The sequence below is a fragment of the Cellulomonas sp. NPDC055163 genome (assembly GCF_053607065.1).
Window position 1 is genome coordinate 257,132 of sequence record NZ_JBSGSU010000003.1, and the last position, 20,795, is coordinate 277,926.

Below are 20,795 nucleotides of genomic sequence, written 5' to 3' on the forward strand. Positions count from 1 at the left end.
GTGAGAGCGGCTGGGGCGTTGCAAGTTTCTGTACGCTTGCAGCGGTCCCGACGACGGCAGGAGCCCCGTGCAGAGCAGCACACGACCCACCCCCGCCCTGCGCCGGAGCACGGCCGCCGCGCTCCTCGCCCTGGGGCTCGCCGCCGGGCTCGGCGCGTGCACACCCGCCGGCGACGATGCCCCAGAGCCCGCCGGCGCACGCGACGTCGGCGTGCAGCTCTTCCAGTGGACGTGGGACGCGATCGCGCGTGAGTGCACCGACCGGCTCGGGCCCGCCGGGTACGGCTGGGTGCTCACGTCGCCGCCGCAGGAGCACGTCCGCGGCGACGCGTGGTGGACCGCGTACCAGCCCGTCTCGTACCGCCTCGAGTCGCGGCTCGGGACCCGCGCGGAGCTCGCTGCGATGGTCGAGACCTGCCACGCGGCGGGTGTCGACGTCGTGGTCGACGCGGTCGTCAACCACATGACCGGTCAGGACGAGCCCGGCACCGGCTGGGCCGGCTCGGCGTACTCGCACCACGACTACCCGGGCACGTGGTCCGACGCCGCCGGGGACTTCCACCACTGCGGGGTCCCGCCGGCGGACGACGTCGCCGACTACCGCGACGCCTACGAGGTGCAGAGCTGCGAGCTCGTGAACCTCGCCGACCTCGCGACCGGGCGCCCCGCGGTGCAGGACCGGCTCGTCGCCTACCTGGAGGACGTGCTGAGCCTCGGCGTCGACGGCTTCCGCATCGACGCCGCGAAGCACGTCCCGGCCGAGGACGTCGCGGCGATCGTCGAGCGGCTCCCGGCAGGCACCCGCATCGTGTCCGAGGTGATCCGCGGCGGCGGCGAGGCCGTCGTGCCCGAGCAGTACACCGGGTCCGGCGACGTCCTCGAGTTCGCCTGGGGCCGCGACGCGGCCGGGATGATCCGCGGCGGGTCGCTGCGCCTGGTGACGGAGCTCGGCACCGGGTCGTCGTACCTGCCCTCCGAGAAGGCGTGGATCTTCGTCGAGAACCACGACACCGAGCGGGGCGGCAGCACGCTCGGGTACGCGGACGGCACGCCGTACGTGCTCGCGAACGTGCTGATGCTCGCGACGGGCTACGGCCGCCCGGTCGTGTACTCGGGGTACGCGTTCAGCGACCGCGACGCCGGGCCCGAGCAGGACGGCGACGGAGCGGTGCTCGACGCCGCGTGCCCCGCCGACGCGGGCGCCGACCGGGCGTACGCCGACGGCGCGTGGGTGTGCCAGCACCGGTGGCGCGCGATCGAGGGCATGGTCGGGTGGCGGTCCGCGGTGGGCGACGACCCGGTCGTGGCGCGGTGGGAGGACGGCGACGCGATCGCGCTCAGCCGCGGGGAGCGGGGGACCGTGGTCGTCAACGGCGGCGACGCGACCCTCGAGGCGAGCGTGCCGACGACCCTGCCGGACGGGGAGTACTGCGACGTGCTCGCGGGGCCTGCGGCGCCGGCCGGCGCGGACGGTCCGCGGTGCACGGGCGAGCCGCTGCGCGTGGCGGGCGGCGCGGTCGACGTGCGCGTGCCCGCGGGGGACGCGGCCGCGCTGCACGTCGGGGCGCGCGCGGAGCGCTGACCTCCCGCACGTGCGGACGGCGCCGGTCCGAGGAGCTCCCCGGGGCCGGCGCCGTCGCGTCGCGGAGCCGTCAGGCCAGGCGCGCCCACACGGTCGTGTCGGCCGGGACGGCGACGCGCCCGTCCTCGACCGCGATGTCCCCGCTCGCGAGCAGCACCACGGCGCCCTCGGGCAGCGTGACCGGCGCGCCGCCGAACACCGTCAGGACGAGCACCTCGCGGTTGACGAACGCGAGCGCCTCGCCGCCGGCGAGCTCCGGCGCGTCGACCCACGCGAGCGACCCCGAGCCGAGGCCCTGCTCGCGGCGCACGCGCAGCGCGGCCCGGTACGTCTCGTACGTCGAGCCCTCGACTCCCTGCTGCGCGTCGAGCGCGAAGCGGCTCCAGGACCCCGGCTGGGGGAGCCACGTCGCGCCGGTCGGCGAGAAGCCGAGCCCGGGGGCGCCGGCGGACCAGGGGAGCGGCACGCGGCAGCCGTCGCGGCCACGCTCGGTGTGACCCGAGCGCCACCAGGCCGGGTCCTGGCGCAGGTCGTCGTCGAGCGAGGTGTGCTCGGGCAGCCCGAGCTCCTCGCCCTGGTACAGGTACGCCGAGCCGGGCAGGCCGAGCATGAGCAGCGACGCGGCGCGGGCGCGGCGCAGGCCGAGCTCCTCGTCGGGCTGCTCGTCGCCGACGCCGATGCCGTTGGGCCGGGCGCCGGGCGTGCCCAGGCCGAGGCGCGACGCGTGGCGCACGACGTCGTGGTTGGACAGCACCCAGGTCGTGGGCGCACCCACGCCGTCGCTCGCGACGAGCGAGGCCGTGACGACCGAGCGGAGCGCCGCGGCGTCCCACGGGGTCGTCAGGAACGAGAAGTTGAACGCCTGGTGCATCTCGTCGGGGCGGACGTAGCGCGCGAGGCGGGTCAGCGGCTCGACCCACGCCTCGGCGACGAGCGCACGGTCCCCGTCGTACCCGGCGAGGACGCGGTGCCACGCGCGGTAGATGTCGTGGACGCCCTCCTGGTCGAACATCGGGCCCTGGTTGCCGGCGCCCGTCGAGCCGTCGTCGGCCGGGCTCGCGCCGTCGACCATCGTGACCTCGCCGTCCCAGTCGGGCAGGCCCGGGGCCTTGACCATGCCGTGCGCGACGTCGATGCGGAAGCCGTCGACGCCGCGGTCGAGCCAGAACCGCAGGACGTCCTCGAACTCGCTGCGGACCTCGGGGTGCTCCCAGTTCAGGTCGGGCTGGCGGGTGTCGAACATGTGCAGGTACCACTGGCCGGGCGTGCCGTCGGCGTCGGTCGTCCGGGTCCACGCGGGCCCTCCGAAGATGGACCGCCAGTTGTTCGGCGGCTCGGAGCCGTCGGCACCGCGGCCCTCACGGAACAGGTAGCGCTCGCGCTCGGCGCTGCCCGGGCCCGCGACCAGGGCGGCCTGGAACCAGACGTGCTCGTCGGACGTGTGGTTCGGGACCAGGTCGACGATCACGCGCATGCCGAGCCCGTGCGCGCGCTCGAGCAGCACGTCGAAGTCGGCGAGCGTGCCGAACAGCGGGTCCACGTCGCGGTAGTCGGCCACGTCGTAGCCCGCGTCGGCCTGCGGGGAGCGGTAGAACGGCGAGAGCCACACGGCGTCGACCCCGAGGGCCGCGAGGTGGTCGAGCCGCGAGGTGATGCCGGGCAGGTCGCCGATGCCGTCGCCCGAGCCGTCCGCGAACGAGCGCGGGTAGACCTGGTAGATGACGGCGTGGCGCCACCACTCCTCGGTGGCGGAGCCTTCGGCGTGCACGAGCGTCGTGCCGAGCGTGCGGGTGCGGGGGTCGGTGGTCGTCACAGGGCTGTGCCTCGATTCGGGGTGGGGATGGGCTGCTGCGCCCGGGTGCAGGTGCGCGGGGTCGCACCCGTGGCGGGTGCGCCGTCGCCGGTCGCTACCGGCGGCGCGGGGTCGTGCTGCTGTGGGTCAGCGTACGGCGGGCGCTGCGCCCGTCGATGCCCGCACGATGAGCTCCGGGTGGAACAGGAGCTCGCTGCGGGGGGCCTTGGTGCCGCTGATCTCGGCGACCAGTGCGCTGACCGCCGCGTGCCCCATGGCCTGCACGGGCTGGCGCACGGTCGTGAGCGGCGGGTCGGTGAACGCGATCAGCGGGGAGTCGTCGTAGCCGACGACGGACACGTCGGTGGGGACGTCGAGGCCGCGCTGGCGGGCGGCCCGGATCGCGCCGAGGGCCATGAGGTCGGAGCCGCAGATGATCGCGGTGTGGCCCGACTCGATGAGCTCGCCGGCGGCGGCCTGGCCGCCCTCGACGGTGAACAGTGTGGTCACGACGTGCGAGGCGGCGTCCTCCTCGCCGAGCTGGCGGCGGAGCTGCTCGGCGAACGAGACGACCTTGCGCTGCGCGGGCACGAACCGGTCGGGTCCGATCGCGAGGCCGATGCGCCGGTGCCCGAGCGAGACGAGGTGCCGCACGGAGAGCTCCATCGACGTGGGGTCGTCGTTGGAGATCGAGGGTGCGTCGACGCCCTCGGCGTGGCCGTTGACGAGCACGATCGGCACGCCGCGGCTGCGCAGTCGGTGGTAGCGCTCCTTGCTGGCCGTGGTGTCGGCGTGCAGGCCGGAGACGAAGAGGATCCCGTCGACCTCGTGCTCGAGGAGCATCTCGACGTACTGGTCCTCGGTGGTGCCGCCGGGGGACTGCGTGCACAGCAGCGGGGTGTAGCCGCGCTCGGAGAGCATCGACTCGATGACCTGGGCGAACGCGGGGAACACCGGGTTGGAGAGCTCGGGGACCACGAGCCCGACGAGACCCGCCGAGCGGGTGCGCAGCTTCTCGGGGCGCTCGTAGCCGAGCACGTCGAGCGCGGCGAGCACGGCCTGGCGGGTCTGCGCCGAGACGCCCTGCTTGCCGTTGAGCACGCGCGAGACCGTGGCGGTGCTGACGCCTGCCTGCTCGGCCAGGTCCATCAGTCGCGTGCGCACGTGGGGCAGCGTAAAGGACACGGGACCTCCTCGTCCGGATGTGGGGCACGTGGGCGCAGTCCGGTGCTGGGGCCCTGAGGGAACGGCGCTGTGAAAGCGTTGCCTGAAAGTTACCGTAACGAGTTGCAAGAACGAAGACAAGCGGGTTAGCGTCCGTCACACCAGGCCGGCGTCGGTGGGACACCCCGACGGAGGCAGCCCCACAGATCCTTGGAGACACGAAGATGCGACGGAGCATCCCCCTCGTTGCGGTGGCCCTCGGCGTGACGCTCACGCTCTCGGCCTGCAGCGGCTCGTCGGACGAGCCCAGCGGCGACGCGAGCTCGGCGGCCCCCGAGCTCACCGGTTCCCTCACGGTCTGGGTCGACGAGACCCGCATCGACTCGTTCAAGCCGGTCGCCGAGTCCTACCAGGAGGAGACGGGCGTCCAGCTCGACCTCGTGCAGAAGGCCTCGGGCGACATCCGCACCGACTTCGTGACCCAGGTCCCCACCGGCGAGGGCCCCGACGTCGTCATCGGCGCGCACGACTGGACCGGCGAGTTCGTCAACAACGGCGTCGTCGCCCCCGTCGAGCTGGGCGACAAGGCCGGCGACTTCGCGGAGTCCGCGATCACCGCGTTCGCCTACGACGGCAAGCAGTACGGCGTGCCCTACGCGATCGAGAACATCGCGCTCGTGCGCAACGACGCGCTCCTCACCGAGACGCCCGGGACCTTCGACGAGCTCGTCGCGCAGGGCAAGGCGGCCGGCACGCCGTTCCCCGTCGTCATCCAGCAGGGCGACCAGGGCGACGCGTACCACCTGTACCCGCTGCAGACGTCGTTCGGCGCCCCCGTCTTCGCGCAGGCGGCCGACGGCTCCTACACCCCCGAGCTCGCGCTCGGCGGCGAGGCCGGCAACGCCTTCGCCGCGTACCTCGCGAAGCTCGGCACGGAGAAGGTCCTCGACCCCGCCATCGACGGCGACAAGGCCAAGCAGGCGTTCCTCGACGGCCAGACCCCGTACATCGTGACGGGCCCCTGGTACGCCGAGGCGTTCGTCGAGGCCGGCATGGACATCACCGTGCTCCCCGTCCCCAGCGCGGGCGGCGAGGAGGCCCAGCCGTTCGTCGGCGTCCAGGGCGCGTTCGTCAGCGCCAAGACCGAGAACTCGGTCCTCGCGAACGACTTCGTCACGAACTACCTCACGACCGAGGAGATCCAGGACGAGCTCTACTCGACGGGCGGCCGCGTCCCGGCGCTGACCGCGTCCGCCGACAAGATCGACGACGAGGTCCTCGCGGGCTTCAACGAGGCCGGCGCGACCGGCGCCCCGATGCCGTCGCTGCCCGAGATGGGCTCCGTCTGGAGCTTCTGGGGCACGACCGAGGTCCAGCTCATCGGCGGCCAGGCGACCGACCCGGCCGGCGCCTGGACCGCGATGGTCACCAACATCCAGGGCGCGATCGACGGCTGACCTCGCGGGCGCACAGACCCGAGGTCAGCACACCCGAGGGGGTTCCGGCGGCGCACGCCGGGACCCCCTCGGCCCAGGACCACCCCCGCACCCGACCGCACGCTCGGTCCGGGGGCGCGCACGATCGCGCGTTGGAGGACGCATGAGCACCCAGCAGACGGAGCCCACCCAGGCCAGGCCCGGGCCCGGCACCCCGGCCCCCGAGCCCCGCCGCAGGTCGGTCACCTCGCACGCCCGCGACATCAAGCCCGGCTTCGTCGTCAAGCTCGTGCTGGTCGCCCTCGTCGACGCCCTCGGGCTCTACGGCGTCCTGGCCGCGGCCGCCGTCCAGTCGTGGGGGATCGTCGCGTTCCTCGTGCTCGCGCTCGTCGCGGTCAACTGGGTGTACTTCTCGCGGCGCATGCTCCCCGGCAAGTACCTCGTGCCGGGACTGCTGTTCCTGCTCGTGTACCAGCTGTTCGTCATGGCCTACACGGGCTACGTGTCGTTCACGAACTACGGCGACGGCCACAACTCGACCAAGGCCGACGCGATCAGCGCGATCCAGGTGCAGACCGAGCGCCGCGTCGAGGGCTCGCCGACCTACCCCGTCACGGTGCTCTCGCGCGGTGAGGAGCTGGGGCTCGGGATCGTCGACGAGGACGGCGACGTCCGCGTCGGCACCCCGGACCAGCCGCTCGAGACCGTCGACGGCGCGCAGGCCGACGGTGACCGCATCACGTCCGTCGAGGGCTTCGAGGTCCTCGGCCTCGCCCAGATCGCGCAGCGGCAGGGCGAGATCACCGAGCTGCGCGTGCCCGTGTCCGACGACGCGTCCGACGGCAGCCTGCGCACGCAGGACGGCTCGACGGGGTACGTCTACACGCCGAGCGTCGCGTACGACGAGGCGGCCGACACGTTCACGGACCTCGAGACCGGGACCGTGTACACCCCGTCGCGCTACGGCACGTTCACCGCGGAGGACGGCTCCACACTGACGCCCGGGTGGCGCGTCGGGGTCGGGTTCGAGAACTACACCGCGATGTTCAGCGACGCTCGCCTGTCCGGGCCGTTCTTCTCGATCCTGGCCTGGACGTTCGCGTTCGCGATCCTCTCGGTCGTCACGACCTTCGGGCTCGGGCTGTTCCTCGCGATCGTGTTCAACGACCCGCGCGTGCGCGGGCGCAGGCTCTACCGCTCGCTGCTGATCCTCCCGTACGCGTTCCCGGGCTTCCTCGCGGCGCTCGTGTGGCGCGGGATGCTCAACCCGCGGTTCGGTTTCGTCAACGAGGTGCTGCTCGGCGGCGCCGAGGTGCCGTGGCTCACGGACCCGTGGCTCGCGAAGGTCTCGGTGCTCCTCGTGAACCTCTGGCTCGGCTTCCCGTACATGTTCCTCGTCTGCACCGGCGCGCTCCAGGCGATCCCGTCCGACGTGATCGAGTCGGCCCGGATGGACGGTGCCGGCGCGCTGCGCGTGTTCCGGTCCATGACGCTGCCGCTGCTGATGATCTCGGTCGCCCCGCTGCTCATCTCGAGCTTCGCGTTCAACTTCAACAACTTCACGCTGATCTACATGCTCACGGGCGGCGGGCCGAACTTCGAGAGCTCGCCGGTCCTCGTCGGGCACACCGACATCCTCATCTCGATGGTCTACGCCGTGGCCTTCGAGAGCGGGGTCAAGCAGTACGGCCTCGCGAGCGCCGTGTCGATCCTGATCTTCGTCATCGTCGGCGCGATCTCCTACGCCGCCTTCCGACGCACCAAGACCCTCGAGGAGCTGTGATGGCCCGCGCGTCTCTCGAACTGCACGCGCCCGTGACGGGCGCCCGGTGGTGGCGCGAGGTCGGCTGGCGCCACGTCGTCGGCCTGGTGATGGTCGTCGTGTGCGTGACCCCGCTGCTCTACGTCGTGTCCGCGTCGCTCAACGCCGGCGGCACCCTCACGGGCTCGAACGACCTCTTCAGCGACGTCAGCGGCGCAAACTACGCCGAGCTCGCGCGCACGGACTTCCCGCTGTGGGCCGTCAACTCGCTCGTGGTGTGCACCGCCACGGCGCTCGGCACCGTGCTCATGGGCGCCGCGGCGGCGTACGCGTTCTCCCGCTTCCGGTTCCAGGGCCGCCGCGCCTCGCTGACCTCGCTGCTGCTGGTGCAGATGTTCCCGCAGATGCTCGCGTTCGTCGCGATCTTCCTGCTGCTGCTCACGCTCGGCGACGTGTTCCCCGCGCTCGGCCTCAACAGCCGGCTCGCGCTCGTCGCGGTGTACCTCGGCGGCGCGCTCGGCGTGAACGCGTTCCTCATGTACGGGTTCTTCAACACGATCCCGCGCGAGCTCGACGAGGCCGCGAAGATCGACGGCGCGAGCCACGCGCAGATCTTCTTCACGATCATCCTGCGCCTCGTCTCGCCGATCCTCGCGGTCGTCGGCCTGCTGTCGTTCGTCTCGGCGTTCGGCGAGTTCATCCTCGCGAAGATCGTGCTGAGCCGCGTCGAGAACTACACGCTCGCCGTCGGGCTGTACGTGTGGGCGTCCGACGAGCGCAACGCGCCGTGGGGCCTGTTCGCGGCCGCGGCCGTGCTCGCGGCGATCCCGGTGCTGCTGCTCTTCCAGTTCCTGCAGCGCTACATCGTCTCGGGCCTGACCGCCGGCTCGGTGAAGGGGTGACCGTGGCACCCCCACAGCCCGCGTGCGCCACCTGCTCGCGCCCCGGCGACGACGCCGAGAACCTGGACGGCGGCGCGTCCCTCGACGTGACCTCCGACGCGCTCCGGCTGCCCGGCGACGGCCTCGGGTTCCCGGTGTGGAGGCTCGCCTGACCTGCCCCCGAGCAGCGAACTAGGGTGTGCGCGTGAGCGCGCAGACCCTGACCGACGGCTACACCGAGGTCGACCGCGCCCGCTGGGTCACCGAGGCGCCGAAGTCGCGCGCCCGGACCCCGTTCGAGCGCGACCGGGCCCGGCTCGTGCACTCCTCGGCGCTGCGCCGGCTCGGTGCCAAGACCCAGGTGCTCGGCCCGGCGTCCGACGACTTCGTCCGCACGCGCCTGACGCACACGCTCGAGGTCGCGCAGGTCGGTCGGGAGATCGGCAAGGCGCTCGGCTGCGACCCCGACGTCGTCGACACCGCGTGCCTCGCCCACGACCTGGGGCACCCGCCGTTCGGGCACAACGGCGAGCGCGCGCTCGCGGAGCTCGCCCGGGACATCGGTGGCTTCGAGGGCAACGCGCAGACGCTGCGCCTGCTGACCCGGCTCGAGCCCAAGGTCGTCGGGCCGGACGGCACCGCGGTCGGCCTCAACCTCACGCGCGCGAGCCTCGACGCGTCGGTGAAGTACCCGTGGGCGTTCGGCGAGGGTCCGCTGCTGAGCGACGGGCGCCCGACGCACAAGTTCGGGGTCTACCAGGACGACCTGCCGGTGTTCGCGTGGCTGCGCGCCGACGCCCCGGCGGGCCGCAAGTGCCTCGAGGCGCAGGTCATGGACCTCGCGGACGACATCTCCTACTCGGTGCACGACGTCGAGGACGCCGTCGTGGGCGGCCGCCTCGACCTCCGGGTGCTGACCGACGACGACGAGCGGGCCCGCGTCCTGCAGGCCGTCGACGCCTGGTACGGCGACGCGATCGGGCCCGACGAGCTCGCCGCCGCGATGGACCGGCTCAACGAGGCGGACCTGTGGGCGCAGGGCTTCGACGGGTCGCGCGGCGCGCTCGCGCACCTCAAGGACGCCACGAGCCAGCTCATCGGGCGGTTCGCCGGCGCGGCCCACGCCGCGACGCGCGCGCAGTACGGACCCGGGCCGCTGACCCGCTACGCCGCCGACCTCGTCGTCCCCGTCGAGACCCAGGCGGAGATCCTCGTGCTCAAGGGCCTCGCGGTCGCGTACGTCATGGCCCCGCGCGAGCTCGAGCCGCTCTACCACCGTCAGCGGGAGATCCTCGTGGACCTCGTGCGCGTGCTCTCCGACCGCGCGCCGCTCGCGCTCGAGCCGCCCTTCGCCGCCGACTGGGCCGCCGCGGCCGACGACGCCGCGCGCCTGCGCGTCGTGATCGACCAGGTCGCCTCGCTGACCGACGTCTCGGCCGCCGAGGTGCACGCGCGCCTCGTGCACCCGCCCCGGCACTGAGCGGGCACCGGACAGGCACCGGGCGGGCGCCCGGCGCGCGCTGAGCGGGCACCGGGCAGGCACCGGGCAGGCACCAGGCGGGCCCCGGGTGACGTCCCACGCGCGGGCCGGTCGGGGTCGGCGCCGGACCTAGGATTGCCCCGTGGCGGGACGCATCAAGCGGGAGGACGTGCAGGCCGTCCGCGAGCGTGCCCGGATCGAGGACGTCGTCGGCGAGCACGTCACGCTGAAGTCCGCGGGCGTCGGCTCGATGAAGGGCCTGTGCCCGTTCCACGACGAGCGCTCGCCGTCGTTCCACGTCCGCCCCCAGGTCGGCCTCTGGCACTGCTTCGGGTGCTCCGAGGGCGGCGACGTCATCTCGTTCGTGCAGAAGATCGACGGCCTGCCGTTCGCGGAGGCCGTCGAGTACCTCGCGGGGCGCGTCGGGATCCAGCTGCGCTACGAGGACGGCGGCGCACCGCGACCCGGCGAGGAGCCCGGGCGCCGGCAGCGGCTGCTCGAGGCCCACCGCGTCGCCGCGACGTACTTCGCCGAGCAGCTCGCGACGCCGGGCGCCGCCGCCGCGCGCACGTTCCTCGCCGAGCGCGGGTTCGACCGGGCCGCCGCCGAGCAGTTCGGCGTCGGGTACGCGCCGCAGGGCTGGGACGCGCTGCTGCGCCACCTGCGCGGGCGCGGGTTCACGGAGGCCGAGCTCAAGGCCACGGGCCTCATGAGCGAGGGCAACCGGGGGCTCTACGACCGGTTCCGCGGGCGGCTCGTGTGGCCGATCCGCGAGGTCACGGGCGACACCGTCGGCTTCGGCGCGCGCAAGCTCTACGAGGACGACCAGGGCCCCAAGTACCTCAACACCCCCGAGACCGCGCTCTACAAGAAGTCCCAGGTGCTCTACGGGATCGACCTCGCGAAGCGGGAGATCGCCCGCAGCAAGCGGGTCGTGGTCGTCGAGGGCTACACCGACGTCATGGCGATGCACCTGTCCGGCGAGGGGACCGCGGTCGCGACGTGCGGCACCGCGTTCGGCAGCGACCACGCCCGCATCGTGCGACGGCTCGTCGGAGACACGGGGGCCAGCGGCGGCGTCCAGCTCGCCTCCGGGGCGTCGGTCGGCGGCGAGATCATCTTCACGTTCGACGGCGACGCCGCGGGTCAGAAGGCCGCGATGCGCGCGTTCGGGGAGGACCAGACGTTCTCCGCGCAGACGTTCGTCGCGGTCGAGCCGAGCGGCATGGACCCGTGCGAGCTGCGCCAGGCGCAGGGCCCCGACGCCGTGCGCGGGCTCGTCGAGGCGCGCCAGCCGCTGTTCGAGTTCGTCATCCGCACGACGCTGCGCTCGTTCGACCTCGAGCGCGCCGAGGGGCGGGTCAACGCGCTGCGCGCCGCCGTCCCGGTCGTCGCCGGGATCCGCGACCGCGGGCTGCGCCTCGAGTACGCGCGCCTGCTCGCGGGCTGGCTCGGGATGGACGAGGACACGGTGCGCCACGCGGTCGGCGGTGCCGTGCGGTCCGGGCCCGCGGCGCGTCCGGGCGGGAGCGGTGGTGCACCCCGGCGTGACGGCGAGCAGCGTGGGGGACGCGGCGACGAGCGAGGGTCCGCACGCGGTGGCGGGCGCCCGGGTGACGCGGGCGGCCCCGGAGGGCCCCGGTGGGCCGGGAACGGTGACGGCCCCCGGTGGCAGGCCGGCCAGGGTGGCGGCGCACGGCGCGACGGCGCACGTCCCGGCGGGGGAGCGCGCGACGAGCGTGGCGGCTGGTCCGGGCGCTCCGACGGCCCGCGTCGACCCGGCGGGGAACGCGGTGGGCGCTCCGGCGGGCGCGGCGACCGGTTCTCGGGCGAGCCGTACCGCGACGCGTCCTACGGCGACGACCCGTACCGCGACGACCCGGGCCCGGCAGAGCCGTGGGACGACGGCGGCGCGCACGGTGGCGCCACCGACGCACCGGCCCCGGCACCGCGCCTCTCGCGCCCCGACCCCCGGGATCCCGTCGTCCGCACCGAGCGGACCGCGCTCGAGGTCGTGCTCCAGTACCCGCACCTCGTCCCGCCGGACTTCGACGACCTCGGCGCCGACGCGTTCAGCGTGCCCGCCTACCGGGCGGTGCACGAGGCGGTGCGCGCCGCGGGCGGCATGGTGTCCGCGCGCGAGCTCGTCGCCGCGAGCGCGAGCGGCTCGTCCGGGGCGTGGGTCGAGGCGGTGAGCGAGCAGGCGTCGTCGATGGTCGTCCCGCTCGTCACCGAGCTCGCCGTCGCGCCGCTGCCCGAGGACCGGCCCGACGCGCTCGCGTCGTACGTCCGCGACGTCGTCGGCAAGGTCGTCGAGCTGGGCGTGACGCGCGCGATCGCCGACCTCAAGGGCCGGCTCCAGCGCATGGACGCCGCGAGCGACCCCGCGGGCTACCAGCAGGTGTTCGCCGAGCTCATCGCGCTCGAGAGCCGCCGGCGGATGCTGCGCGAGAGCGCCTGACGCTCAGCGCAGGACGGTGAGCGCCTGACGCTCAGCGCAGGACGGTGAGCGCGTGCCCGTCGTCCGTCGGGAGGTCGCCCTGCGACGTCGCGGTCACGGTGAGCGCCCGCAGGTTCACCGCGCCGTGGTAGTTCGACAGGAACGCGGTGTCGGTCGCGTCGCGCCCGGTCGCGATCCGCAGCATCGTCGAGCGCGGGGCCAGGCCCGTCGCGTCGACGAGCTGCCACGCCCCGTCGACGTACGCCTCGACGACCGCGTGGAAGTCCATCGGCCGGAGCCCCGGGGCGTACACCGACGCGAGCCGGGCCGGGACGTCGTTGGCGCGCAGCAGGGCCGCCGTCACGTGCGCGAAGTCCCGGCACACGCCGCGCCGCTTGAGCAGGGTGTCGGTCGCGCCGTCCGTCGGGGAGCTCGACCCGGAGACGTACGAGAGGTTCCCGCGCACCCAGGTGACGACGGCGTCGAGCAGCTCCGCGCCGTCCAGGCCCCGGAACTGGTCACGGGAGAACGCGAGCAGGCGGTCGGACTCGGCGTACCGGCTGGGCCGCACGTACTCGACGAGGTCCGCGTCGACGACCGCCGGCGGCTCCGCCTGCCCCGCGACCGTCGCCCGGTAGTCGATGACGACCCGGCCCACGGGGGCGTGCACGCGGTGCAGCCGCGCGCCCTGGTGCGTCTTGATCTCGAGCGCGTCGAGCGGGCCGTCCTCGTGCGTCACGGTGAGGTGCTCGGTGCGGTCGTAGGCGCCGTCGGCGACGGCGACGGCGAGGTAGAGCTCGGCGGGCCCGCGCACGTCGAGGGACAGGTGCGAGGTGACGGTGCGCAGCACGGACGTGGGTCCTCTCGGGGGGTCTCGGGGGGTGTGCCGAGCGGGGATCGGGGGGCGGTGCACGTGAAGTGTGAGGCCGCACGGACGTTTGCGCCAGCGCCCTCCCGGGCGTCCTCGGAGGGGGCGTGCGACGTGCCAGGATCAGCCGGGTGACCACCTCCGACGCGACAGCCGGCGACACCCCGACGACCACCCCGGCGAGCGTCCGGGACGACCGCCGCGCGGTCGGCGTGATGCTCCCGCGCGACCTCCCCGCGGAGGGCTTCACGCGGTTCGCGCGGCGTGCCGAGGCGCTCGGCTTCGACGAGCTCTGGGTCGTCGAGGACCTCGAGTTCCGCGGCGGGGTCGCGCAGGCCGCGGTCGCGCTCGCGGTCACCGAGCGGATCCGCGTGGGCGTCGGGATCCTGCCGGCGGCGGCGCGCAACGTCGCCTTCGCGGCGATGGAGGTCGGGACGCTCGCCGAGCTCTTCCCCGGGCGTCTCGACGTCGGCGTGGGGCACGGGATGCCCGGGTGGATGCGCCAGGCAGGCGCGTGGCCCACGAGCCCGCTCACGCTGCTCGACGAGCACCTGACGGCGCTGCGGGCGCTGCTGGGCGGGGAGCGGCTCGACGCGCACGGGCGCCACGTCGACGTCACCGGCGTGCGCCTGTCCTCCCCGCCGCGGGTCGTCCCCCGCCTGCTCGCCGGCGTGCGCGGCCCGCGCTCGCTGGCACTCGCCGGCCGGGTCGCCGACGGCACGGTCCTCGCCGAGCCGGTCACCCCCGAGTACGTCGCGGAGGCGCGCCGGCACATCGGCGCGACGGGCGAGCACCGGATCGTCGGCTACGCGGTCGCGGCGGTCGACGCCGACGGCGCTGCGGCGCGCGCAGCCGTGCGCCCGGGGCTCGCCGCGATCGGCGGGGCCGACTGGGCGCCGCACCTCGCGCCGCTGCCGTTCGCGGCCGACTTCGCGGAGCTGCGGGACGCGTGCGCGAGCGGCGCGGACCTCGCGCAGCGGATGCCCGACGCGTGGGTCGACCAGCTCGCCGTGACGGGGACGCCGGCGCAGGCCCGGGCCCGGATCGCCGCGCTGCACGACGCGGGCGTCGCGTCGATGGTCCTGATCCCGGTGGGCGAGGACCCGTTCGCCGCGCTCGACGCGCTCGCGGCGGTGCTCTGACGCGAGGGCGGTGCGGCGACGCCCGCGGCCCTCGCGAGCGACCGCAGGTCTGGCGCGCGCGACCGGTTCTCGGAGGCGCTCCACATCCCGGCGTCGAGCCGCGTTCTAAGGGGGCAAGCACATCCGCACCGCCCGCTGGAGGAACCCGATGGAACCGACCACCGCACGCCCGACCGCCGCCGCCCGCCCGAGCACCGCCCCCACCGCCCACCCGCGCGGCCGCCGCATCGTCGCCGCGGGGGTCGTCGCCGCCGGGCTGTCCGTCGCGGGCGCCGGGGCGGCGATGGCCGTGGCCCCGACCTCGGCGGTCTCGCAGGCCGTCGCGGGCGCGCTGCACGACGCGGGCGTCGACTGGTCCTTCATGCCGGAGGGGTACACGCAGGCGCAGTACGAGGCGTTCTGGGGTGCGGGCTACACGCCCCAGGACGTCGACACGCTCGGCGCGCTGTGGAGCACCGGCACGACCGAGACGAAGGCCCGCGCGGGCCAGATGGTCCTCGACGGCCAGGAGCTGCCGATCGCGCCGAGCCCCGTCGTCGAGGACGGGTCCGGCACCGGCAGCGGCGGTGGGACGATCGGCACGGTCGAGTACACCGAGGAGCAGCTCGCGGCGTTCTGGGACGCGGGCTACACCGTGGAGGACCTCGCGGCGCTCAACGACCTGTGGAGCAGCGAGTCGATCGAGACCAAGGCCCGCGCGGGGCAGATGATCCTCGACGGGCAGGCCGTCCCGGTGGCCCCGGGCAGCACCGCCCCTGCCGCGTCCTGACCGTGCGGCCCGGCACCACCGACGACCCGCCAGGCGAGGAGACGACCATCGACGTGCACGAGCCGACCTGGCGCACCGGGTTCGAGATCGAGCTGCTCGCGCCCGCCGGGTCCGACCGGCAGGCGCTCGCGGACGAGCTCGCCGCGCGCTGCGCCGGGCGCGTCCGGCGGTCGTTCCACACCGACAGCGAGCCGTCGGCGGTGCCGGGCGTCGGGGTGTTCCGGCACCTGTCGCCCGCGTTCGACGTCGAGGACGCGCACGGGCTCCCCGTCGCGCGGCTCGTCGACGACACGACCATCGAGGCGGACCTGGCGGTGGGCCGCGCGGGGGCGCGGACGGCCGGGCACCGGGGCTGGTACCGGGTGCTGTGCGACGACGCGCGCCTGCTGCGGCTCGTCGAGCGCCACGCCGACCCGGACGCCCCGCTCGCGACTGTGCTCGACGGCGTCGCCGACCTCTTCGGCGTCGCGGCGGACGTGTACCCCGCGGCCACGCGCGTCAACGACGCGACCGGGACGACCGTCGCGGTCGCGATGCCGCTCCCACCGGGACGCGAGCGACCGTGCGAGGTCGTCACGCCGCCGCTCGAGCACGACCACGCGGCGGCCCTCGAGCGGCTGCTCGGACCGGCGCGCGCGCTCGGGTTCACCGTCCCGCACGAGGCGGCGGTGCACGTGCACGTCGACGGCGGCCCGTTCCGCCGGGTCGAGGCCTTCGCGAACGTCGTGCGCCTCTTCGGGTCGTGGCGCGACGTGCTGTGGTCGGCGCTCGGCACCAACCCGGCGTGCCGCCGGCTCGGCGCGCTCCCGGACGCCCTCCTCGCGCTCGTCGAGCAGCCGTGGCCCGACGCCGACGGCGCGACCGGCTGGGCGCGCCTGCAGGCGGCGGCGCGCCCGCTGGGGCTCACCAAGTTCGCGGACGTCAACCTCACCCAGCTCGTGACCGACCGCCCGCAGCGCGACACCCTGGAGGTCCGCCTCCTGCCCGGCGAGCTCGACGGCCGCGCGATCGCCCGGCGCGCGGCGCTCGTCGAGGCCCTGCTGGCCCGGTGCCTCGACGACCGCCCGCTGCCCCGGCCGGGGGAGCGGGCCGTGGACGACCCGGCCGCGGCGCTCGACGACCTCCTGGGGGTCCACCGATGAGCACGTGGCTCCGGGTCGTCGCACCCGACAGCGGCGCCGTGCCCACCGTCGCGCCCGGACCGGGGACGCGGCCCGCACCTCCGGCCGGTCCCGCCCACCCGGCGCGCCCCGACCTCGGACCCGCGCGTCCCGCGAGCGCGCTCGACGACGTCGTGCGCGCCCACCTGCCGGGCCTGCTCCGGTACGCGACGGTCCTCACGGGCGACGGGCACACCGCCGCGGACCTCGTCCAGGAGGTGCTCCTGCGCGCGCACGTCCGCTGGACGCGGATCGCCCTCATGGAGCGTCCCGACCTGTACCTCCGGCGCATGGTCACGAACGAGCACCTGTCCTGGCGGCGGCGCTGGCACGTGCGGACGATCCGGCCGGCGGCCGACGAGGTTCTCGCCGCGCACCTCGACCCCGAGGGCGACCACGCGCACCACGTCGTCGAGGACGACGCGATGTGGCGCCGGCTCGAGGCCCTGCCCCCGCGCCAGCGCACGGTGCTCGTGCTGCGCTACTACGAGGGTCTCGACGACCTCGAGATCGCGGGGGTCCTCGGCACGTCCGGGGCGACCGTCCGCTCGCACGCCTCGCGCGCCCTGGCGACCCTGCGCCGCACCGAACCCACGACCCGACCGGAGACGCGATGAGCGAGCACGTCCGAGCCACCGACGACCCCGGCCGGGGCCGTCCGCCCGGTGACCCCGGGCGCCCCCCGACCGACGACGAGCTCACCGCACGCCTGGCCCGGGCCCTCGCCGCGCGGGCGTCCGGCGCACCCGACCCGGCCGTCGTGGCCGCGCGCCTCGAGGCCGCGCTCGCCACGGCCGACCGCGCCGGGGCTGGCGAGCCGACGTCGCTCACCGAGTTCCGGCGGCGCGGCGGTCGCGTCGTCGTCGCGGGGGTCGTCACGTCCGCGCTCGCGGTCGCCGGCGCGGGTGCGGCAGCCGCCGCGGACCCCTACTCGGACGTCGCGCGCGCGGTCGAGAATGTCGCGCAGGCCGTCGGCCTCGAGTGGTCGGCCATGCCGGCGGGGTACACGCGCGAGCAGTACGACGCGTTCTGGGGCGCGGGCTACACGCCGGAGGACGTCGAGGCGCTCGCCGGGCTGTGGAGCACCGACGCCACGGAGACCAAGGCGCGCGCGGGGCAGATGCTCCTCGACGGCCTCGTCCCCCCGGTCCCCGAGGGCACCCGGACCGCGGACCCGGACCCGGACCCGGAGAGCGAGCCGCTCGACCCCGCGGCGTCGGAGGAGGACCGGGCGCGGGCGGCGTTCTGGGACGCCGGCTACACGCCCGAGGACGTGGAGGCGCTCAACGCGCTGTGGCGGAGCGAGTCGCTCGAGACCAAGGCGCGCGCGGGCCGCATGATCCTCGACGGCGAGCCCGTGCCCGTCGCGCCGGGGGAGTCGGTGCCCGGCGACCGGTGAGGCGCGCCGTCCCCGGAGTCGGACCCGCGGACGGCTCAAGATTCACCCGCACGCGCCGATGAAGGGGTGAGCAGCGTGACGGTGAACGCCGACCACCCGCGATCCCGCCGGTCCTGACCGGACGGCGACGCGCGTGGCGCACGGGGGTGCGCGGGCGTGCCGGCTCGCCCGGAGAGAGGGACGCAGATGAGCACCGACGACACCACCGCGCAGGGCACGGCGGCGCACGACGTCACCCCGCCGGAGGTCTCGCGCCGTCGGCTGCTCCGGATGGGCGGCATGGCCGTCGCCGGGGCCGCCGCTGCGACCGCGATCGGCTCGACCTCCGCGTCCGCCGCTGCGGGGGACCCGCTGCTCGCCGGGCGGGCGACCGACGCCGGCACGGCGGGGACGCGCCTGACCGCGACGAGCACGGCACCGGCCCTGTCGCTCGCCAACCCGACGGGCGCGCAGCTCCGGCTCGAGCCGTCCGACCCGGCCGGGTGGACACCGCAGGTCGGCGAGATCAAGAACACCGCCGCGGGTCCGCTCATCGGGCTGGACCGCGACGGCACGGGCGTCGAGCGGGGCTACCTCGTGACGAACCTCGACCTGCAGGACCTCGTCTCGTACCTGCCGATGATCTACGCGCCCGCGCCGACGCGCGTGCTGGACACCCGCTCGGCGGAGGGGCGCGCGTCGATCGTCGGGCGCACGCCGGGCGCGCTCGACGCCGCGGGCCGCATCGTCGGGGGCTCGACGATCGACCTCGCGCTGCACACCGCCACGGGCGACCTCGACGTCGCGAGCGTGTTCCTCAACCTGACCGTGACCCAGGGCGCCGCACCGGGCCACGTCATCATGTGGCCGTACGGCGTCGACCGGCCCGGGACGTCGTCGATCAACTACGGCGCGAACCAGGACGTCGCCAACTTCGCCGTCACGGCCGTCGGCCTGTTCCAGGGCCGTCCCACGGTCCGCCTCTTCGCGACGACCACCGTGCACCTCCTGGTCGACGTGACGGCCGTGTACGGCTCGTTCCCGGTCACGTCCACGGGGGCCGCCTCCGTGCGCAGCCCGCTCCTGCCCGAGCTCCGGGCCGACCTCCAGGGCTGACCCCGCCGGGCGGCCGGTCCCGCCGTGCACCTCCTCCCGACCCCGGGCGCGACGCCGCGCCCGGGGTCACTCCGTCGTGCCGACGACCCGGGGCCGCCGGCCGTGGACACGACGTCCAGCATCTGAGCATTTCCGCGAAACCGTTGACCGCTCACGTGATGGTGCTAGGTTCCCCGCACCACGGTCCCTGGGCCGGGGTAGGTCACGAGCTCCAGCGCGTAGCCCCGGCTGGCTGGACGGCAACCCTCCGCACGGCGGGGTGCCCCGGGTGAGGACCTGGTCGCGGGCGGCAGCGCTCTCGACAACGATGCGCCACCGGGTCGGCACGGGCCGACCGGATGAAGGAGACGACGAGATGAGCGGGCGACCCACCGCCGCCGGACCGGACGCGCGACCGCGCACGTCCTGTTGTCCGCCGGGTGGCAGCCGCGCGCTCACCTGCTGTCGCAGCGCGCTCGCCTGAGCACGACCTCCTCGTGACCGGGCGGCACTGACCGCCCGCACCCTTCCCGCTGACACGTCCCGGGGCACCTCGCTGCCCGTCGCGACGTGCCGCCGCGCGCCCCGCGCGTGCTCAGCGGTCGACCCGCACGCCACGGGCTCCCGCGCGCCACCACGGCGCACCGCCCGGCGCACCCGTACCCGCAGAACGGAACGCCCATGACCCGCCCCGACCCGACCGCGAACCCGCCCGTGCACCTGGGGCTCGACCTGTCCGACGCCGGAGCGCACCCCGCCGCCTGGCGGACCGTCGGCTCCGAGGCCCGCCGCCTGTTCGACGCCGAGCGGCTCGTCGAGCTCGTCGAGACGGCGCAGCGCGGAGCGCTCGACTTCGTCCTGCTCGACGACTCCTTCGCGCTCCAGCCGAGCCGGGAGACGACCCTGCGCGGACGGCTCGACGCGGTCCTCGTCGCCGCCCGGCTGGCGCCCCGCTCGCGGGGGATCGGGCTCGTCGCGGCGGTCGACACGACGCACACCGAGCCGTTCCACGTCTCGAAGGCGATCCAGACGGTCGACCACGCCAGCCACGGCCGCGCCGGGTGGCAGGTCGGCTGGTCCACGACCGACGAGGTCGCCGCCGCGTTCGGCCGCAAGCCCGCGCAGAGCGAGCCCGACGCCGTCGCGGAGGCCGACGAGGCCGTCGAGGTCGTGCGCCGGCTCTGGGACAGCTGGGAGGACGACGCCGAGATCCGGGACGTCGCGACCCACCGGTTCGTGGACCGCGCGAAGCTGCACTACGTCGACCACGACGGCATCCACTTCGCCGTCAAGGGCCCGTCGATCACGCCGCGCTCGCCGCAGGGTCAGCCGCCGGTGGTGGTGCGTGCACAGTCGACCGCGTCGCTCGCGCTCGCTGCCCGGCACGCGGACGTCGTGCGCATCCGCGCCACGAGCCAGTCCGACGCGGCAGCCCGCCGGGCCGAGGTCCGTGCGGCCGCCGCCGACGCCGGGCGCGACCCCGGGTCGCTGCGCGTGCTGGTCGACGCGCTCGTGGTCCTCGGCCCCGACGAGGCGAGCGCCCAGGCACGCCTCGACCTGCTCCAGTCGCTCGAGGGCACGCGCTGGGAGACCGGATCGTTCGCGCACGTCGGCACGGCGCGCGGGCTCGCCCAGCTCGTCCAGGACTGGACCGAGACGGGCGCCGCCGACGGGTTCACGCTGCGCCCCGCGTCGCTGCACACCGACGTCGCGCAGATCGTCGACGAGGTCGTGCCGCGGCTGCGCGCCGGCGGGCTGTTCCGCTCCGCGTACCCGGGTGCGACGTTCCGCGACACGCTCAACCTGCGCCGGCCCGCCAGCCGCTACTCCGCCGCGATCGCGTGAC

At 75.0% G+C, this 20,795-nt stretch carries 17 protein-coding genes and 1 riboswitch; of the genes, 14 read left to right on the top strand and 3 right to left on the bottom strand.

What is annotated here, in order from left to right:
- Nucleotides 1-67: 67 nt before the first annotated feature.
- Complete coding sequence (locus tag ACWFNE_RS07395; protein ID WP_452121781.1) at nucleotides 68-1,582, top strand: alpha-amylase; 1,515 nt, start codon at nucleotides 68-70, stop codon at nucleotides 1,580-1,582.
- Between the two features lie 70 nt (nucleotides 1,583-1,652).
- Here ACWFNE_RS07395 and ACWFNE_RS07400 read toward each other — a convergent pair whose 3' ends face one another.
- Together ACWFNE_RS07400 and ACWFNE_RS07405 are read right to left on the bottom strand one after the other, a co-directional pair.
- The gene (locus ACWFNE_RS07400; RefSeq protein WP_452121782.1) at nucleotides 1,653-3,395 is read right to left on the bottom strand and encodes a glycoside hydrolase family 13 protein; all 1,743 of its coding nucleotides are present in this window, start codon (nucleotides 3,393-3,395) and stop codon (nucleotides 1,653-1,655) included.
- A gap of 126 nt (nucleotides 3,396-3,521) precedes the next feature.
- Complete coding sequence (locus ACWFNE_RS07405) at nucleotides 3,522-4,538, bottom strand: LacI family DNA-binding transcriptional regulator (RefSeq protein WP_452121783.1); 1,017 nt, start codon at nucleotides 4,536-4,538, stop codon at nucleotides 3,522-3,524.
- A 224-nt stretch (nucleotides 4,539-4,762) separates the two neighbouring features.
- Between ACWFNE_RS07405 and ACWFNE_RS07410 the strand changes: the two genes are divergently transcribed.
- From ACWFNE_RS07410 to dnaG, 6 genes are all read left to right on the top strand, one after another.
- A complete protein-coding gene (locus tag ACWFNE_RS07410) occupies nucleotides 4,763-5,995 on the top strand; it encodes a sugar ABC transporter substrate-binding protein (RefSeq protein WP_452121784.1) in 1,233 nt (410 codons plus the stop codon).
- A 142-nt stretch (nucleotides 5,996-6,137) separates the two neighbouring features.
- A complete protein-coding gene (locus ACWFNE_RS07415) occupies nucleotides 6,138-7,757 on the top strand; it encodes an ABC transporter permease subunit (RefSeq protein WP_452121785.1) in 1,620 nt (539 codons plus the stop codon).
- The gene (locus ACWFNE_RS07420) at nucleotides 7,757-8,638 is read left to right on the top strand and encodes a sugar ABC transporter permease (protein WP_452121786.1); all 882 of its coding nucleotides are present in this window, start codon (nucleotides 7,757-7,759) and stop codon (nucleotides 8,636-8,638) included. The genes ACWFNE_RS07415 and ACWFNE_RS07420 overlap by 1 nt, the downstream gene beginning before the upstream one ends.
- Nucleotides 8,639-8,640: 2 nt before the next feature.
- Complete coding sequence (locus ACWFNE_RS07425) at nucleotides 8,641-8,790, top strand: hypothetical protein (RefSeq protein WP_452121787.1); 150 nt, start codon at nucleotides 8,641-8,643, stop codon at nucleotides 8,788-8,790.
- A gap of 32 nt (nucleotides 8,791-8,822) precedes the next feature.
- Nucleotides 8,823-10,097 (top strand): deoxyguanosinetriphosphate triphosphohydrolase, encoded by a 1,275-nt coding sequence (locus ACWFNE_RS07430; RefSeq protein ID WP_452121788.1) that lies wholly within the window; start codon nucleotides 8,823-8,825, stop codon nucleotides 10,095-10,097.
- Between the two features lie 142 nt (nucleotides 10,098-10,239).
- The gene (gene dnaG / locus ACWFNE_RS07435) at nucleotides 10,240-12,558 is read left to right on the top strand and encodes a DNA primase (protein WP_452121789.1); all 2,319 of its coding nucleotides are present in this window, start codon (nucleotides 10,240-10,242) and stop codon (nucleotides 12,556-12,558) included.
- 31 nt (nucleotides 12,559-12,589) lie between these two features.
- Here dnaG and ACWFNE_RS07440 read toward each other — a convergent pair whose 3' ends face one another.
- On the bottom strand, nucleotides 12,590-13,387 hold the full coding sequence (locus tag ACWFNE_RS07440) for a transglutaminase-like domain-containing protein (RefSeq protein WP_452121790.1): 798 nt from the start codon (nucleotides 13,385-13,387) through the stop codon (nucleotides 12,590-12,592).
- A 149-nt stretch (nucleotides 13,388-13,536) separates the two neighbouring features.
- Here ACWFNE_RS07440 and ACWFNE_RS07445 point away from each other — a divergent pair, with 149 nt between their 5' ends.
- The 7 genes from ACWFNE_RS07445 to ACWFNE_RS07475 all read left to right on the top strand — a co-directional run bounded on the left by ACWFNE_RS07445 (nucleotide 13,537) and on the right by ACWFNE_RS07475 (nucleotide 20,794).
- Complete coding sequence (locus ACWFNE_RS07445) at nucleotides 13,537-14,547, top strand: LLM class flavin-dependent oxidoreductase (protein ID WP_452121791.1); 1,011 nt, start codon at nucleotides 13,537-13,539, stop codon at nucleotides 14,545-14,547.
- A gap of 148 nt (nucleotides 14,548-14,695) precedes the next feature.
- A complete protein-coding gene (locus tag ACWFNE_RS07450) occupies nucleotides 14,696-15,316 on the top strand; it encodes a hypothetical protein (RefSeq protein ID WP_452121792.1) in 621 nt (206 codons plus the stop codon).
- Nucleotides 15,317-15,318: 2 nt separating this feature from the next.
- Nucleotides 15,319-16,458: an amidoligase family protein gene (locus tag ACWFNE_RS07455; protein ID WP_452121793.1), complete on the top strand. Its 1,140-nt coding sequence runs from the start codon at nucleotides 15,319-15,321 to the stop codon at nucleotides 16,456-16,458.
- Nucleotides 16,455-17,093, top strand: a complete 639-nt coding sequence (locus ACWFNE_RS07460) for an RNA polymerase sigma factor (protein ID WP_452121794.1) — start codon at nucleotides 16,455-16,457, stop codon at nucleotides 17,091-17,093. The genes ACWFNE_RS07455 and ACWFNE_RS07460 overlap by 4 nt, the downstream gene beginning before the upstream one ends.
- A complete protein-coding gene (locus ACWFNE_RS07465; protein WP_452121795.1) occupies nucleotides 17,090-17,875 on the top strand; it encodes a hypothetical protein in 786 nt (261 codons plus the stop codon). The genes ACWFNE_RS07460 and ACWFNE_RS07465 overlap by 4 nt, the downstream gene beginning before the upstream one ends.
- A gap of 186 nt (nucleotides 17,876-18,061) precedes the next feature.
- Nucleotides 18,062-18,970 carry a hypothetical protein gene (locus tag ACWFNE_RS07470; protein ID WP_452121796.1) on the top strand — a complete coding sequence of 303 codons (909 nt, stop codon included), beginning with the start codon at nucleotides 18,062-18,064 and terminating at the stop codon, nucleotides 18,968-18,970.
- A 200-nt stretch (nucleotides 18,971-19,170) separates the two neighbouring features.
- Nucleotides 19,171-19,284, top strand: a riboswitch (SAM riboswitch).
- A gap of 346 nt (nucleotides 19,285-19,630) precedes the next feature.
- Nucleotides 19,631-20,794, top strand: coding sequence for an LLM class flavin-dependent oxidoreductase (locus ACWFNE_RS07475; RefSeq protein ID WP_452121797.1), 1,164 nt, complete (start codon nucleotides 19,631-19,633; stop codon nucleotides 20,792-20,794).
- Nucleotide 20,795: the final 1 nt, after the last annotated feature.

Coding starts and splice junctions, on each gene's coding strand:
- ACWFNE_RS07460 (WP_452121794.1), top strand. CDS start 16,455: ATGAGCACGTGGCTCCGGGTCGTCGCACCCGACAGCGGCGCCGTGCCC.
- ACWFNE_RS07410 (WP_452121784.1), top strand. CDS start 4,763: ATGCGACGGAGCATCCCCCTCGTTGCGGTGGCCCTCGGCGTGACGCTC.
- ACWFNE_RS07470 (WP_452121796.1), top strand. CDS start 18,062: ATGAGCACCGACGACACCACCGCGCAGGGCACGGCGGCGCACGACGTC.
- ACWFNE_RS07420 (WP_452121786.1), top strand. CDS start 7,757: ATGGCCCGCGCGTCTCTCGAACTGCACGCGCCCGTGACGGGCGCCCGG.
- ACWFNE_RS07465 (WP_452121795.1), top strand. CDS start 17,090: ATGAGCGAGCACGTCCGAGCCACCGACGACCCCGGCCGGGGCCGTCCG.
- ACWFNE_RS07475 (WP_452121797.1), top strand. CDS start 19,631: ATGACCCGCCCCGACCCGACCGCGAACCCGCCCGTGCACCTGGGGCTC.
- ACWFNE_RS07450 (WP_452121792.1), top strand. CDS start 14,696: ATGGAACCGACCACCGCACGCCCGACCGCCGCCGCCCGCCCGAGCACC.
- ACWFNE_RS07415 (WP_452121785.1), top strand. CDS start 6,138: ATGAGCACCCAGCAGACGGAGCCCACCCAGGCCAGGCCCGGGCCCGGC.